This window comes from Nocardiopsis sp. TSRI0078, from assembly GCF_001905145.1.
GTDB lineage: Bacteria > Actinomycetota > Actinomycetes > Streptosporangiales > Streptosporangiaceae > Nocardiopsis.
In genome coordinates this window covers 93,860-108,770 of record NZ_LWLB01000006.1, presented here as the reverse complement: position 1 = coordinate 108,770, position 14,911 = coordinate 93,860, and the positions used below count along the sequence as shown (strand labels likewise).

Sequence of the window (14,911 nt, the reverse complement as noted above, 5' to 3'; positions counted from 1 at the left end):
AGCCCGGTCACGGGAGGACAAGAACTCAATGGCAGCCAAACTGATCGCGTTCGACGAGGAGGCCCGTCGCGGCCTTGAGCGCGGCATGAACCAGCTCGCTGACGCCGTCAAGGTCACGCTCGGCCCCAAGGGCCGCAACGTCGTCCTGGAGAAGAAGTGGGGCGCCCCCACCATCACCAACGACGGTGTCTCCATCGCCAAGGAGATCGAGCTCGAGGACCCCTGGGAGAAGATCGGGGCCGAGCTGGTCAAGGAGGTCGCCAAGAAGACCGACGACGTCGCGGGTGACGGCACCACCACCGCCACCGTGCTCGCCCAGGCGCTCGTCCGCGAGGGTCTGCGCAACGTCGCCGCCGGCGCCAACCCGGTCGGTCTCAAGCGCGGCATCGAGACCGCCGTGTCCCGCATCAACGAGGAGCTCGGCCACCTCTCCAAGGACATCGAGACGAAGGAGCAGATCGCCTCCACCGCCTCGATCTCCGCCGGCGACCCGCAGATCGGCGAGACCATCGCCGAGGCGATGGACAAGGTCGGCAAGGAAGGCGTCATCACCGTCGAGGAGGGCCAGACCTTCGGGCTGGAGCTCGAGCTCGCCGAGGGTATGCGCTTCGACAAGGGCTACATCTCGCCCTACTTCGCCACCGACCTGGAGCGCATGGAGACGGTCCTTGAGGACCCCTACATCCTCATCGTCAACTCCAAGATCTCGAACAACAACGAGTTCCTGCCGATCGTCGAGAAGGTCCTGCAGGCCGGCCGTCCGCTGATGGTCATCGCCGAGGACCTGGAGGGCGGCGCCCTCCAGACGCTGGTCGTCAACAAGATCCGCGGCACCTTCAAGTCCGTCGCCGTCAAGGCCCCGGGCTTCGGTGACCGCCGCAAGGCCCAGCTCGGCGATATCGCCGTGCTGACCGGCGGCCAGGTCATCACCGAGGAGGTCGGCCTCAAGCTGGAGAGCACCGAGCTGGACATGCTCGGCCGCGCCCGCAAGGTCGTCGTCACCAAGGACGAGACCACCATCGTGGACGGCGCCGGCGACGCCGCCTCGATCGCCGGTCGCGTGAACGAGATCCGCAACGAGATCGAGCGCACCGACTCCGACTACGACCGCGAGAAGCTCCAGGAGCGTCTCGCCCGCCTGGCCGGCGGCGTGGCCGTCATCAAGGCCGGTGCCGCCACCGAGGTGGAGCTCAAGGAGCGCAAGCACCGCATCGAGGACGCCGTCCGCAACGCCAAGGCCGCGGTCGAGGAGGGCATCCTGCCCGGCGGTGGCGTCGCGCTGCTGCAGGCCAGCGTCCCGGCGTTCGAGAAGCTGGACCTGGAGGGCGACGAGGCCATCGGCGCCGACATCGTCCGCCGCGCCATCGCCGAGCCGCTCAAGCAGATCGCCGTCAACGCCGGCCTGGAGGGCGGCGTCGTGGCGGAGCGCGTCCGGAACCTGGAGCCCGGGTTCGGTCTGAACGCCGCCACCGGCGAGTACACCGACCTGTTCAAGGACGGCGTCATCGACCCGACCAAGGTCACCCGTTCCGCTCTGCAGAACGCGGCCTCCATCGCTGGTCTGTTCCTGACCACCGAGGCCGTCATCGCCGAGAAGCCGGAGAAGGCCGCCGCTCCCGCCGGCGACCCGACCGGTGGCATGGGCGGCATGGACTTCTAGCAGGTCCGTGCGACCTCGGGCCCTCGGGCCCGCAGGCGTCTGAGGTCCGGATACGCGACCTCGCCCGCGACGACCGGGCGGCCCTTCGGGGTCGCCCGGTTTCGCTGTTTCCAGGCCAAACGGGCAAGGTCGGCACTGTCCTTCGCGGAAAGCCGGAGTTGGTCCGCGAAGTGTCGGGCGGACGGGCGCACGGAGCGTCAGCGCGGCCTTGTTCGAAAGGTGCGAGGCGAAATGAGTCCGGCTGTGCAGGAAGCCGCCCCGGCGGTGGGGCCGTCGCGATGGGACTACCTGCTGATCGACGCCCTGGGACGAGACGGGGCCCTCGGTCACGCTCTACGAGCAGCCGGGCAACGGCCGGTACAACCACGCCACGACCGTGGACTTCGGCGAGAAGACCCGCATGCCCGAGCCCTTCGACGTCGAGCTCGACACGTCCGGGTCCCCCGGCCCCGACCAGTGGTCGGCCTGAGGCCCGCCGGGTCCGGCCGGGGAGAAGGTCAGTCCTCGCCGTGCCAGGCGCGCCACAGGGAGGCGTAGGAGCCCCCGCGGGCGGTCAGCTCGTCGTGGCCGCCCAGCTCGCTGATCAGGCCGTCCTCCACCACCGCGATCCGGTCGGCGTCGTGCGCGGTGTGCAGCCGGTGCGCGATGGCCACCACCGTGCGGCCCGACAGCACCCCCGCCAGGGAGCGCTCCAGGTGGCGGGCCGAGCGCGGGTCCATCAGGGAGGTCGCCTCGTCCAGCACCAGCACGTCGGGATCGGCCAGCACCACGCGGGCCAGGGCGAGCTGCTGCACGCGGGCCGGGTCCAGCGCGGCGTTGCCCGAACCCACCCGGGTGTCCAGCCCGTCGGGCAGCGAGCGCACCCAGTCGTCGGCGTCCACGGCGGCCAGCGCCTCCCACAGGTGCCCCCGGTCCACCTCCGCGGCTCCCTCGGGCAGGTCCAGCGCCAGCGCCAGGTTCTCGGCGACCGTCCCCCGGAACATGTGGCTCTCCTGGCTCAGCATGATCGCCCGTCCGCGCCGCGCCTCGGGAGCCAGCCCCGACATGGACACCCCGCTCACGCGTACGCTCCCCGACGTCGGCGGGTGCACACCGGCGACCAGCTTGCCCAGGGTCGACTTGCCCGCGCCGCTCGGTCCCACCACGGCCAGGCGCTCCCCGGGTCGCAGGACGAGGTCGACCCCGTGCAGCACCTCCACGTCCGTGTAGGCGAACCGCACGTCCTCCAACCGGACTTCCCCCGGCCTCCCGGTGGAGGGCGCGTCCGACGCGGAGGGCTCCTCGGCGAGCTCCACGCCCAGCAGCCTGCGCAGACTCGTGAACCCCATCATCAGGCTGTCCACCTGGTCCAGCAGCTGGTCCACCGGGCGCCCCATCTGCCTGCTGAGGAAGACCGCCGTGGCGATCTCCCCCAGGCTCAGCGAACCGTCCACGTACAGCAGTCCCGCCACCAGGAAGGTCAGGGCGATCGGGAACATGTACCCGACCTCCAGCGGCGGGTACCAGACGCACCGCAGCCACAGCGTGTACCGCTCCGCCGCGTAGGCGCGGCCCACCCGCCGCTCGTTGAGCGCGATCTGGCGGGCCTGCCGACCCAGCGCCTCGATCGTGTGCGCGCCCTCCACGGTGTCGGTCACGCCCTGGGTCAGATCCGAGTAGGTGGCCAGCTCACGCACGTACCCGTTCGGCGCCCTGCGGGCGTACCAGCGCGTGGACACCCACAGCACCACCAGGGACGGCGCCCACGCCAGGAGCAGGGCCGGATGCAGGACGGCCATCGCCGCGACGACGATCACCAGGGTCACCGCGCTGACCGCCATCACCGGCACCGAGAAGCGCACGGTGTGGCTCAGGTGGCCGATGTCGCGACCGGTGCGCGCCACGAGGTCGCCCGTGCCCGCGCGTTCCACCACCCCCAGCGGAAGCCGGAGCACCGCGCGCACGAACTCCTCGCGCAGCTCCGCCAGCACGGTCTCGCCGAAGCGGATCGAGGCCGCCACGGACGCCAGGGTGAACCCGGCGTGCAGCACCAGCGACACGACGATCAGCGCGGCGAGCACGTCGATGCGCGAGGAGGCCCCCTCCGCCCGCACGGTGTCGATGATCATGCCGAGGATCCACGGTGAGGCCAGCGCCATGAGCGCGGCCAGACCGTACAGGGCCGCGACGACGGAGAACTGGGCACCGTGCTCCCGCCCGGCGCGGCGCAGTCGGGCCCACGCGGTGGGCACGGACGCGACCGGCAGCCCGGTCGTGTGGTACTCCCGCGGTGCTCCGGCCGTACCGGCGGGCTCGGCGCGGTCGGCGGTCCGGGTCATGTCTTCCCCTCCGTGGGGACGGCGCGCAGGACGGTGGCGGCGTAGCGGTCGCACGTGGCGAGGAGTTCCCGGTGGACGCCCTCGGCCACGAGGCGGCCCTCCTCGACGTACTGCACGCGGTCGGTGTGGTCGAGCAGCAGGGGACTGGTGGTGACCAGGGCGGTCGTGCGGCCCGCGCGCTCCACGGGCAGCCGTGCGGCGATGGCGGCCTCGGAGTGGGCGTCCACGGCCGAGGCGGGCTCCACGAGTAGCAGGAACTCCGGGTCCAGCGCCAGGGCGCGGGCCAGGCGGAGCCGCTGCTGCTGGCCGCCGGAGTACTCGCGGCCGCGCTCGGTGAGCAGCGCGTCCAGTCCGGCTGCGGACTGGCGCACCACGTCGTCGGCGTGCGCGGCGCGCACGACCTCGGCGAGGCGCTCGTCGGAGACGCCGTGGTCCGGGGACAGCTCCTCGCGCAGCGTTCCGGAGAACAGGTGCGCGTCGTTGGAGGCGACGAGGACGTGGCGGCGCACCCATGCGCGGGGCAGGTCCCGCAGGCGCACGGTCCGGCCCGTGGAGCCGGCGACGAGCACCGCGTCCGCGCCCTCCTCGTCCCGGTAGCGGCCCAGCCGCTCGGCGACGGCGGTGGCGTCGGCGGGGTCGGCGCAGACCACGCCCGTGACGCGCCGTGCGGCGACGGTCACGCCGCTGCCCGGGTCGTGCAGGTCGCAGGGGCCGGCCGGTTCCCGCTCGGGGTGCCCGGGGTCGGGGTGGTCGTGCTCCAGGCCCAGCACGCGCACCACGCGCCCCGCGGCCACGCGGGCGGAGACGAGCAGGGACAGGGCGTGCATCAGGTGGCGCACCGTCGCGGACAGCGTGCCGGTGTAGCCGTAGAAGGCGACGAGCTGGCCGACGGTGATCTCCCCGGCCAGGGCCAGGCGCGCGCCGTACCAGACGATCCCGACCAGCAGCAGGCCCGGCAGGAGTTCGCGCACGGCGTTCAGCGCGGCGTCCGCCCAGCCCACGCGCATGGCGGCGGCACGGACCCTTCGCGAGGCGGCCCGGTAGCGGTGGTCCACGGTGCGCTCGCCGCCCACACCCCGCAGCACGCGCAGGCCCGCCACCAGGTCGGTGGCCAGGGTGGTGAGTTCGGCCTGGCGGTCGCGCTGGTGCTCCTGCCGCTGGGAGAACAGGCGCAGCAGGGGGACCATCCCCGCCATGATGAGCGGTACCGCCACCAGGACGACCAGGCCGAACGCGGCGTGCGAGGTGAGCATCAGCGCGCTGACCGCGGCCACCGCCACGAGGGAGGACAGGATCTGCCCCGCCTGCTCGTAGAAGCCGCCGATGCGGTCGATGTCCTCGGTGCCCACCGCCACGACCTCGCCCGAGGGCAGGCGCCGGGTGAGCGTGGGTCCCATGCGTACGGAGTGCTCCGTGACCGCCTGGATGGTCCGGTAGGCGGAGGCGTACCAGTTGAAGCACTCGGCGCGGTGGGCGACGGGGACCAGCACGACGGCGGCCCCGACCAGCGCGGTGAGGACGCCCGACCAGCCGAGCAGGGCCCCCATGTCCCCTCGGACGAGCCCGGAGTCGAGTGCGGCGCCGAGCGTGGCGGAGATGAGCACGCCGGTGACCATGAAGGCGCCCGTGGCCGTCCCCGACCACAGCAGCGCGCGCCGCTCACCCAGGGCGAGCCACCACAGGAACCGGTCGGCCGACCGGTGTTCGGGAACGCCGGTGGGCTGGGGAAGTGTGCGCACAGTCTCCGGACTGTAACCAGGGCGGCGCGGAGGGGCCACCCATTTTCCGCCGGCCGTCCGCAGCCGTCCGCGGGCCGGAACCGTCCACGGGCGGGAGGTGCCGCCGGCGCGGTGGTGGCCGCCACCATCCGCCGGGAACGGCTGGAGGCTCTACGCCCGAGCACTACCGACCACACCCCTGCCGCCGAGGGGGTGGGCTATGCGGCGCTCAAAACCCCACCGGTCACCGTCCGGCGTAACTGGAGCCGGCAAGAGCGTGAGCGTGCCCGCGCCAGCGACGATGAGCGCCTGGTCCGGGCCGCCGCCGATGAGCGCTTCGGGGTGGCTGAGCAGCTGGCCGCGGGCCCCACCTGCAACAGGCCTGGGAAAGCGGTCCCGACAGCGGCCACCCACGCGGGTACGCGCTGGTGGCCGCAGTGATGGGCCTGGCCCAGGCTGGGGTGTCGAGCCCACTGACCCGAGAACAGCTCCACACCGCCCACACCGCTTACCTGCCCCACCCGCCGCCCCTGCCCGAGGAGACCGACCAGGCCTGGGCATGGGCCACCCGACCACGCAGTGGCCAAGCCGTGCTGCTGGTGCCCGCCGACCACGAAGGCCGCCGGTGGCGGGCCTTCGATTACCTCACCACTCAGGACCCCCTGCCCGAAGCGGTGTGGCGCACGGCCCTGGATATGGCCACCGACCAGGACCGCTTCACCATCGGTGTCACGGCCTACCGTGCCGGACGGGCCGACATCACCGGAGCAGCCTGGCGCTCCTTGGCCGAACAGGACCACACCAACGCGATGGTCAACCTCGGGATCTCGCTGGGGAAGGCGGGGCGGGTGCAGGAAGCCGAACACTGGCGGCAACGGGCCCGAGAGATGGAGGGTGCTGAGTGAGCACCGCCGTGGCGTCGGAATGTGCTCGTCCGCTGCTGGTTTGGCCCGGTTCTGGCCTCCGGCAAGTGGGCCTCACCGGAGCCGAGACGCAACGTCTCGCCAAAAGGGGGCGAGGAGGAAAGCTACAGCCGTTGGCGGGAGAACGCCCCGGAGATCACGGAACGGTCACGCCCGTGCCGGTGCGGGAGCCGCGCACAGCGGGGCGGCAAAGGTAGGACGTCTCCGTGGGGAGAACCGCGCACGACCCGGCGATGCCCCCGAGGCGGGGCCCGGCGCACCGGGAAGGCCGGACCCTGCCCTGCGGGGCGCCCAGGAGGCGCCTCGCTCCCCTACCGGGCTGGCCAGGCCCAACACCCCTACAGCGCCGGTGGACCGGCACACCAATACACCGGTGTACCGGTGGGCTGACACACCGGTACATCGCTGGCAGCGTCCGCTACTTTGCCCCTCGCCGTAGCTTCGGGAGCACCAGGCCAATACGCGTATCACGGCAGTTGGAAGCCCAGGGAACACGAGAGCCCCGCCCGGTTCTCCGGGCGGGGCAGGCGACTTGGCGTTCGCCGTAACTCCTTGGTGACTACCGAGCGCTTAGCCTCACGAGGAGTGCGACGAATTCATCGCCATCCGCTTCTTTGCTCTGTGCTCCTGGTACTTTCCTCCTGCGTAGTAAGCCCAGATGATCAGGGCGGCTGCAGCGACCGCATAGCCGACAATTCCCGACCACTGGAAGGGTGCATACGCAGCGAAGAGAACACTACAGGACACCAGAACAGCGAAGCCGAAATGGGAGAGGCGATCCTTCATTTGCCAATCACCTCCTCTCCTCTACCATCCTTCGTTGATGCAGTAACCGACCACGCCACCAGTCGTACCCGCAGCGGCAGCAATACATGCGATACATGCGGCCCCGGCCGTGACCGCACAGGCAGCAGCACAGGCAATGGTAATTGCGGTGACCACCCAGGAGGCCGCACCCGAGCTGTTCAGGCAGTCGATGAACTCAGACCATCCCTGGGTCGAGGGCATGTTCGACTCGACCACCTGGTCGACGACCTTCTCTCCGCCGGACCAGAATTCGACGCTTCCGGAGGTTGAGCTGATCTCGCGCAGGAGGATCTCGTGTACGTAGGCGTCCCCGGCCGGGGAGAAGGAGACGGTCAGCGCACTGCTGGTGAGACTACCTCCTACCAGCGGGAAGACTGCGAGAGTCGTGCCATCGTCCAGGCGGGAGACGCGTCCGTCCGCGAAGGCAACGCTCTCTCCCTCCTTTGCTTGCACGTGTGTGCCGACGGCCTCGACCTCACCGCGAGCCTGCGCGAGGTAGGAGTCGGCCTCCTCCCCCTGGATCTGCTCCGCCTGCTCAAGGGTCTCGGTCGTGTTCGCCAGCTGACCCATGGCCATTTGTGGATTGGGTGCGGAGAGCACGCTCACGGACGACTCGCTGGTCGCCGTCGCCGAAGCGGGGACTGAGGTGTACAGCAGGGTCGAAACCAGTGCCAGGAGCACCGTGGAAAATTTAAATACGCCGAATTTCATTAATCTATCATCTTCCTAAGAGTTACCAGGAAACACCGAAAGTGACAGATTAGGTACTCCGTATCAACCTCCGCAGATGCACGAAGGGCGTTCGCATGTGACCGCAACTTCGCGGCCTTGGCGTCATGTGCATCGTATTTTCTGGTGAACGGCAATTAAGCTCTCATGTGCGCAACAGAAGAAGCTTAACCAGTGACCACATGTGGCCCCATGGTTGACATTATTTCTACTTGTCTCTACTCCTTGGCAAAGCTTTAACCGAAAGCAACCGAAAAGTGAACGCCGAGGTCGCGTACCAGGGCCAGACCTCCTCTTCCCTCCTCTGGCTGGCCGATGCGCGCGAGGCTGGCGCCCTGGACGGCGACCCCCTCACCGACCCCGACGCGCGCGTCGAGATGGAACTGCACCTGCTCGTGCGCCGCGCCGCGCACGCCATGGACCCCGCGGCCGCCTTCGCCGAACCCGGCCGCGCGATGGAGGCCACCCCCGAGCGGGCCCGCGCCGACGACCTGGCCCGCCTGCGGGCGGCCGAGGTGCTGCGCGAGGAGCTGGCCGAGCACGCCGCCATGCTCGCGATCCGGGCGGGGCACCGCCGCGAGGCGCCCGTCACCTACGCCGACCTCGGGGACGCGGTGGGCATCACCCGACAGTCCGCCGCCGCCCGCTGGTCCGGCGCGATCCCCGACGCCAAACCGGGGCGCCCCCGCATCGACGCGGTCGAGCCGCCCTCCACCGACGACGACCAGGAGCACGAGCGGGTGCCCGCCCCCGCGCCGCAGGCGGGCGTGCACCTGGAGCTGCTCACCGTCGAGCAGGCGGACGCCCTCGATGTGGACGCGGCGCGGATGTACCGGGTCCTGGTGGACGGGGTTCTGGCCGGTTACCTGTGGCGCACCCGCGAGGAGGGCCTGTGGAGCTGCGCCACCGCGACGGATGACGGCGGCCTGGCCGCGATCGCGGTGGTCGGCTCGCCACGCTATCGACGCGTGTGCCGCCAGGTGCTGGACCACCTGCTCGACCATCTCGCCGACCCGGACCGCTACCGCGACTCGTGGATTCCGGCAGCGCCCGCGCACACCGACCGTCTCTCCCAGGAGTCCTGATGCCGCGCCAGCGCGGAGGTCTGGGGTCCAGCGGGCTGCACGCGGCCCGCGACCGGATCCGCCAGGCCGTCCCGGACCCGCCCGCCCACGTCGACCTCGTGGACGATCTCCTGGCCCCGGGGAGCGTGCCGCCGCTGCTGACCGTGGAGGAGGCAACGGACGTCCTCCAGGTCCTGGACGCGGCCGCGGCCGCCGCCCCGCACACCCCCGCCGGCGCCCGCATCACCGAGCTGGCCGACCGGCTGCGGGTGCGGCTGTACGCGGCGGAGCACCCCGACTGACCCCGGACACGGCGAAGCCCCGCACTCCCCCGTTCGTCGGGAGGGTGCGGGGCTTTTCTGTGTTCCGGGCCGCCTCAGGCGAGGGCGAGAATCTGAAACCGCCGCAGGTCACAGGCGTGACGTGGGTACGTCATGCCGTATTGCAGTACTCGGTCCCAGACCACGCGAGCGTCCGACCACTGCGCGATCCTGGGGAACCTGAACGCCAGCCGACAGACACCCCAGGACACACCCGACGTCTCCGAACCGGAAGCCGTGCACCTGGCCGCCGCGTTGCGCCGCCGCCAGGAGCTGGCCGACGCCGAAGGGATACGGATCGGCCAGGGCCAGGGCCGCGGCGGCCAAGTCGAAGGACCCGGTCCCCGCGGCCCAGGAGAGTTCCTCCAGCCAGGGCAGTACCAGGGAGGCGCCCAGCACCGCCAGCGAGGCCGCTCCCACGGCCACGAGGATCCACACCCAGGTTCGTCGCATATGCCGAGTCTGCCGCCTGAGCGGCGTTCTCGGCCACGCCTGCCGGGATCCGCACGCGCAGGCCGCGCTAGCCCTGGCTTATCGGTAGTGAGACGCAGCGTCTCGCAACGCGGGCATGAAAAACCGGCCCCGCGCAACGTCTGGTTGCGCGGGGCTTCGTGCTGTGATCGTTCATCGGCCTGCGGCAGCTTTTACACGTATCTCGGTGGCCCCCGCCCGTGGCCGAGGTCGGACTAGCAGGACACGAGTCCGTCGAACCTGCCGGGCCAGTACCAGCCGTAGTAGTGGGAGCCACCAGAGCGAATCGTGACGCAGGGGAGATCGGTCTCATAGGCGAGCACGACTTTGACGCGCACGCTGTAGCTGCAGTTGTTGGTCACGGTCAGGGTGTCCTCCACCCCACTGGCGTCGAGGTCGGTGTCAACGCAGTTGGGGACCGCCGCAGCGGCCTGCGGAGCTGTCGCTGCGGCGGCGGGAGCGGACCAAGCCAGAAGCCCGGCCGCTGCCAGCGCACTGGCGGCCATTACTGAAGTTGTCTTCCCAAGCATGGCGAGAACTCCTTGTGTCAAAGGTAAAGAGGACGAGGACAGCGTGCCGCGCCATGGTCGGAGCAGCCAAGGTCCCCATGGGCGTCCAGGTGTGGCCATGACCGGACGCGGTGCTGCCGCGCAGTCCACGGGGCCAGGCGCGGTCCTGGCCGCAGGCGGTCGCGCACGGGCTATTGACGGGAGGACGATTCGCCTTATCGGCGGTCAGACAACCCAAGTTGACGACTGTGGACACAAGGCAGCCCCCGAGCAACGCAGCGTCGCGCGGGGGCTGCCGTGACCGGGCCGTGACCTCGGGCGGGGTCTGCCGCCAACGGCTGTAGCAATCCTCCTCGACGGCCGACTTGCCGCATGCGGTGGTAACTATTACTGTTACGACCAGAACTGCGGGGCAAAGGAGGTGGAGGCCGACGTGAGTGCCAACAGCAGACTGACCATCGCGGCGCACGCCCTGACATGGATCGGGCTGTATCAGCGGCGCGGCCACGAGGTCGCCACCTCCGAGCAGATCGCGACGAGCGTCAACACCAACCCGGTGGTGATCCGCCGCCTGCTGGCCAAGCTGAGCAAGGCCGGCCTGGCCGATTCACGGCGGGGGGCGGGGGCGGGCTGGATGCTCGCGCGGGACCTGGAGGCGATCACCCTGCTCGACGTCTACCAGGCGATCGAACCGGGGCCGGTCTTCGCCCTGCATCGCGCCACACCGAACCCCGAATGCGTCGTGGGCCACGGCATCGGGCCGGCGATGACAGCCGTGTACGACGACGTGGAGGCCGCCCTGCGCAGGGAGCTGGCCAAGACCACACTGGAGGACGTCCTGCGGGACGTCTTGAAAGCCGCCTGACCCCGGACCGTCGACCTCCCCTGACCCCAGGGGGATCGCCCCCCGCACTCAAAGATGTAACAAAAATTGTTACATCAAGAAATCGGAGAATCCCATGGGACAGCTGGACGACAAGACCGCCCTCGTCACCGGCGCCTCCAGCGGCATCGGACTGGCGATCGCCCGCCGCTTCGCAGCCGAGGGCGCGACCGTCTACCTGACCGGGCACCGCAAGGCCGCGATCCGCAGCCTCGCCCGCACCTGGACCGCGGAACTGGCCGACCGGGAAATCCGCGTCAACACCCTCAGCCCCGGCCCTGTCGAAACCCCGGGCGGGGCCGAGCCCGCCCCGCTGACCCCGCTCGGTCGCGCCGGCCGCCCCGACGAGGTCGCCGCCACCGCCCTCTACCTGGCCGGTGACCAAAGCACTTTCACCACCGGCGCGGAACTGCTCGTCGACGGCGGCGTCACACAGCTCTAGACGCCACTGTTCCAGGGCTGAGGCCCGAGCGGCGCACCTCATACGAACGAAAAGACAAGGACAAGGACGATGGCAACAGATACTCAGACCTCGCGGACCGTGGCCGAGAAGTTCGTGGAACGCCTCGGCAGGCAAGACCCCGACGGCATCCAGGAACTGTTCGCCGAGGAAATCGACTGGCACGTCCCCGGCAGTGACGCGCTGTCTTGGGCCGGGCGCCGTACCCGCCGGGAGGAGGTCGCGCCGTACTTCACCACGATGTGGCCGCACTTCGCGCACGGCAGGAGCGAGGTCTTGCTGGAGCGCGTCATCGCCGACGGTGGTGACGTCGTACTGCTGGCGGTCTGGACGCACACCGTCGTGGCCACTGGGAAGGAGTTCACCACACCGGCGGCCATACACCTGGTGGTCGAGGACAACCAGATCGTCCGCATGCACCTGTACGAGGACACGCTGACCGTCGAGAAGGCGTTCAACGCCGACTGAGGGGGGTCGAGGAGGATTGCTACAGGATTTAGCGGTAGACCTCCGACCGCTCACCGGTCGGTGGTGAGCGCCTCCAACTCGCGGGTCTTGTCCGCCTCGCTGGGCAGGATGTAGCGGCGGGTGGTGTTCAGGTCCGCGTGGCCCATCAGTTCGGCCACGAGCACCACGTCGACCGGTGCGGTGGCCACCTCGCCGCGGCCGCGCACCAGGTTGGTGCCGAAGGTGTGGCGCAAAACGTGCGGGCCGAACGCCTCACCGTCGTCCCCGGGCCCGATCCCGGCCGCAGCGCCCAGGGCGGTGACCACCGTGTTTGCGGCCCGGGTGGACAGGCCGGCGCCGTCGCGGTTGCGGATGAGCGGACCCGCGGCGGGGCGGCCGAGCTCGTTCAGCAGCTCCTCCAGAGAGGCCCGGGCCTGGGTGTGGGCCCAGTTCTCCCGAAGCTACTCACGGGTTACTTTGCCCCTCGCCGTAGCTTCGGGAGAACTGGGCCAAGTACGCCGGAAAGGGGCAACGAGGTTCTCCAGCGGAGCTCGGAGGCGGTCTGACCGCACTGGATAAGAGCAGTTACCGGAGGTCAGAACTCGTCGATACCGGGACGAACCACGCCGGATCGCTAGACCACTCCGCACGGCTGGATTGGTCTACCTCCTGACGTGCGGGAACGTCAGGCCATTGCCCCTTGTCGGCGCATTTGGCCCCTCTCCGTTGGAGAAGCGACAGGTGCAGGGGCGTGCAGTTGGCGACTGCGGCACCCCAAAAGCTTTTCCTAAACCACACCATTCGGCCACAGTGCTCAGCGCTCGCACGCGAGGGCGATCTCGTCAGAAATCCACCCTGATCGGCGAGTCTTCCACGTACTCATCATCTACCCACAAGTGGGTGATCTCGGCGTCTACCGGAACCTTGTAGGTGTTTTCCAACACGACGTCGGTGCCGGGGTTGACGTCGACGCTCAGACCTCCCGCGATACCCAAGTCGTAGGCGTGGCGGGCTTCCTCGCCATCAACGAGCTGAAACCATTCCCGCTCGACTTCAAGTGGCTCCAGGCTGGAGTTCTCTACCTTCAAACGCAGGACAACGAAAACCGTGCCGCCCATCACCCGCTCCTCAGCGGCCTCGACCGGATCCAGGTCCAGTTCCTCGACGGTGATGGTGAATCCCGCATAGTCGAAGGGCTCTTCGGAGTCGCCTTGTCGAGGCGCGGGGTCCTGCTCGGCGGTTGTACCCGTGGACTCCTCACTCGGCAGAGGCGGAAGGGTGGCCAGGGTGAAGATGAGCATCGTGATCACGCCCAGGACAAACCCGCCACAGCCGCATCCCAGGGCCCAAGGGACAGGGATGCGCTTCTGGGGGGATGCGGGGGTGGTGCGGACATCGTGGCTCCGTACGAACGGGGGATGATACGCATCATCTTCTCGCACAGCAGTCGCCGCTGACACTGGGATACAGGGTCCGGTGTAGCTACTCACCGGTCACATGTCCTGTTGTCGGGCGTTCGGGAGCACCGGCCACGTGCAACCGGGTGCGCACCGCCGCAGGGGCCAGGGGTCGGCGCACTTTCCCGCGAGGAACCCCTGTGTTCAGCGCTGCGGTGCACTCCTACGTCGGGCCTCGCGCGAGGCCCGGCGACGGTCGGCCACCGACTGGGCTCGGGAGGAGAACCCCGAGCGTGCCGAGTCCGAGCGCGGGTTGCGGGCGGCCGAGGACTGGATCCGCGCGGCGGCCGCCTTGTCCATCCCAGTACGTCTGCCCATGAGGAAGGTGTACCCGCACGACACTCCGCTGACCAGCACGGACGCGAAACTGCGGTCTTCCGCACTTTCGAGCGCGGGGCCGCCGACTGCGGTCCTGCGCACGTGCGCGAACGACTGCGCAACACCGCAGCTCTTCGGCGCGGACGTCGTGGCCACCGTCCAACCGAACGCGACAGGGCGCTGACCTGCACAAGCGCGAAACTGCGGAGGACCGCAGTCCTACCGGCCGGGCTCGGTCCACCGGCCCATGACCGGCCACAGCTCGCCGGGGTCGACCACGGGGGTGAACCCGGACTCGGCCAACCACGCCACCCGGCCCGCGACCCCGGGCGCCTCGCCGGGGACGGCGAACACCCACTCCAGGCCGTGCTCGCGGGCGGTGGCGGTGAACGCCTCCAGGAGCGCCCGACCGACCCCCGCACGGCGGGCGGCAGGGTCGGCAACGACGGCCTGGACGTAGCCGTGCGGCGGCCGCACCGGGGCATCGGGCCCGGGGTAGGCGCCGTCGAACGTGCCCGCGAGCCAGCCGGCGGGGGCGCCGCTGTCGTCCTCCGCGACCAGGAGCACGTCCCCGTCCGGGGCGAAGACGGCCTCGGCGTCGAGGGCCAGGGCGTGCAGGCCGGGCCGGTCGGCGGTGGTGGCGGGGCGGATGCTCCCCAGGATGGCCCCGGCGGCGCGGTGCGAGGCGTGCGGGTCCTCGCACGCGTGCTACCTCTCGCACGGATAGCACGCGTATCACGCCAGGTAGGAACCCTGGAAACACGAAAGCCCCGCCCTGAAAGGCGAATTCTAGGGATCGTCGCAACACCTGTGGCCAGTAGCGTAAC

General features: G+C 70.0%; 17 protein-coding genes. 7 read left to right on the top strand and 10 right to left on the bottom strand.

The features are described 5' to 3' along the window. Nucleotides 1-28: 28 nt before the first annotated feature. Nucleotides 29-1,660, top strand: coding sequence for a chaperonin GroEL (groL, locus tag A6A08_RS07760; protein ID WP_073701860.1), 1,632 nt, complete (start codon nucleotides 29-31; stop codon nucleotides 1,658-1,660). A gap of 497 nt (nucleotides 1,661-2,157) precedes the next feature. On the opposite strand, the gene A6A08_RS07750 is transcribed toward groL, so the two are convergent. Both A6A08_RS07750 and A6A08_RS07745 read right to left on the bottom strand, forming a co-directional pair. Continuing rightward, the gene (locus A6A08_RS07750) at nucleotides 2,158-3,978 is read right to left on the bottom strand and encodes an ABC transporter ATP-binding protein (protein ID WP_073701859.1); all 1,821 of its coding nucleotides are present in this window, start codon (nucleotides 3,976-3,978) and stop codon (nucleotides 2,158-2,160) included. Then, nucleotides 3,975-5,717, bottom strand: a complete 1,743-nt coding sequence (locus tag A6A08_RS07745; RefSeq protein WP_073701858.1) for an ABC transporter ATP-binding protein — start codon at nucleotides 5,715-5,717, stop codon at nucleotides 3,975-3,977. Before A6A08_RS07745 ends, A6A08_RS07750 begins: the two co-directional genes overlap by 4 nt. 407 nt (nucleotides 5,718-6,124) lie before the next feature. Between A6A08_RS07745 and A6A08_RS28635 the strand changes: the two genes are divergently transcribed. After that, the gene (locus A6A08_RS28635; RefSeq protein ID WP_242422170.1) at nucleotides 6,125-6,601 is read left to right on the top strand and encodes a hypothetical protein; all 477 of its coding nucleotides are present in this window, start codon (nucleotides 6,125-6,127) and stop codon (nucleotides 6,599-6,601) included. A gap of 594 nt (nucleotides 6,602-7,195) precedes the next feature. Here A6A08_RS28635 and A6A08_RS07730 read toward each other — a convergent pair. Next, a complete protein-coding gene (locus A6A08_RS07730) occupies nucleotides 7,196-7,405 on the bottom strand; it encodes a hypothetical protein (RefSeq protein WP_073701855.1) in 210 nt (69 codons plus the stop codon). Between the two features lie 21 nt (nucleotides 7,406-7,426). Beyond that, nucleotides 7,427-8,137 carry a hypothetical protein gene (locus A6A08_RS07725; protein ID WP_073701854.1) on the bottom strand — a complete coding sequence of 237 codons (711 nt, stop codon included), beginning with the start codon at nucleotides 8,135-8,137 and terminating at the stop codon, nucleotides 7,427-7,429. 275 nt (nucleotides 8,138-8,412) lie between these two features. On the opposite strand from A6A08_RS07725, the gene A6A08_RS07720 reads away from it, so the two are divergent. Together A6A08_RS07720 and A6A08_RS07715 are read left to right on the top strand one after the other, a co-directional pair. Continuing rightward, complete coding sequence (locus A6A08_RS07720) at nucleotides 8,413-9,240, top strand: hypothetical protein (protein WP_073701853.1); 828 nt, start codon at nucleotides 8,413-8,415, stop codon at nucleotides 9,238-9,240. Beyond that, complete coding sequence (locus A6A08_RS07715; protein ID WP_073701852.1) at nucleotides 9,240-9,521, top strand: hypothetical protein; 282 nt, start codon at nucleotides 9,240-9,242, stop codon at nucleotides 9,519-9,521. Before A6A08_RS07720 ends, A6A08_RS07715 begins: the two co-directional genes overlap by 1 nt. 108 nt (nucleotides 9,522-9,629) lie before the next feature. Here the strand turns inward: A6A08_RS07715 and A6A08_RS07710 are convergent, their stop codons facing one another. Beyond that, nucleotides 9,630-9,992, bottom strand: a complete 363-nt coding sequence (locus A6A08_RS07710; RefSeq protein WP_143181710.1) for a hypothetical protein — start codon at nucleotides 9,990-9,992, stop codon at nucleotides 9,630-9,632. 233 nt (nucleotides 9,993-10,225) lie between these two features. Next, nucleotides 10,226-10,540, bottom strand: coding sequence for a hypothetical protein (locus tag A6A08_RS07705; RefSeq protein ID WP_143181709.1), 315 nt, complete (start codon nucleotides 10,538-10,540; stop codon nucleotides 10,226-10,228). 412 nt (nucleotides 10,541-10,952) lie between these two features. Here A6A08_RS07705 and A6A08_RS07700 point away from each other — a divergent pair, with 412 nt between their 5' ends. The 3 genes from A6A08_RS07700 to A6A08_RS07690 all read left to right on the top strand — a co-directional run bounded on the left by A6A08_RS07700 (nucleotide 10,953) and on the right by A6A08_RS07690 (nucleotide 12,330). Further along, nucleotides 10,953-11,384: an Rrf2 family transcriptional regulator gene (locus A6A08_RS07700; RefSeq protein WP_073701849.1), complete on the top strand. Its 432-nt coding sequence runs from the start codon at nucleotides 10,953-10,955 to the stop codon at nucleotides 11,382-11,384. Nucleotides 11,385-11,478: 94 nt separating this feature from the next. Further along, complete coding sequence (locus A6A08_RS07695; RefSeq protein ID WP_073701848.1) at nucleotides 11,479-11,844, top strand: SDR family oxidoreductase; 366 nt, start codon at nucleotides 11,479-11,481, stop codon at nucleotides 11,842-11,844. Nucleotides 11,845-11,913: 69 nt separating this feature from the next. Then, the gene (locus A6A08_RS07690; RefSeq protein WP_073701847.1) at nucleotides 11,914-12,330 is read left to right on the top strand and encodes a nuclear transport factor 2 family protein; all 417 of its coding nucleotides are present in this window, start codon (nucleotides 11,914-11,916) and stop codon (nucleotides 12,328-12,330) included. A 50-nt stretch (nucleotides 12,331-12,380) separates the two neighbouring features. Here the strand turns inward: A6A08_RS07690 and A6A08_RS07685 are convergent, their stop codons facing one another. The 4 genes from A6A08_RS07685 to A6A08_RS07675 form a co-directional block, all read right to left on the bottom strand. Further along, entirely contained in the window at nucleotides 12,381-12,719 is a 339-nt protein-coding gene (locus A6A08_RS07685) for a tyrosine-type recombinase/integrase (RefSeq protein WP_073701846.1), read from the bottom strand. A gap of 432 nt (nucleotides 12,720-13,151) precedes the next feature. Next, nucleotides 13,152-13,619 (bottom strand): DUF4352 domain-containing protein, encoded by a 468-nt coding sequence (locus A6A08_RS07680; protein ID WP_073701845.1) that lies wholly within the window; start codon nucleotides 13,617-13,619, stop codon nucleotides 13,152-13,154. Nucleotides 13,620-13,910: 291 nt separating this feature from the next. Further along, nucleotides 13,911-14,084: a hypothetical protein gene (locus A6A08_RS28165; RefSeq protein ID WP_199866871.1), complete on the bottom strand. Its 174-nt coding sequence runs from the start codon at nucleotides 14,082-14,084 to the stop codon at nucleotides 13,911-13,913. A 219-nt stretch (nucleotides 14,085-14,303) separates the two neighbouring features. Then, nucleotides 14,304-14,693, bottom strand: a complete 390-nt coding sequence (locus tag A6A08_RS07675; protein ID WP_274534013.1) for a GNAT family N-acetyltransferase — start codon at nucleotides 14,691-14,693, stop codon at nucleotides 14,304-14,306. Between the last annotated feature and the right edge of the window lie 218 nt (nucleotides 14,694-14,911).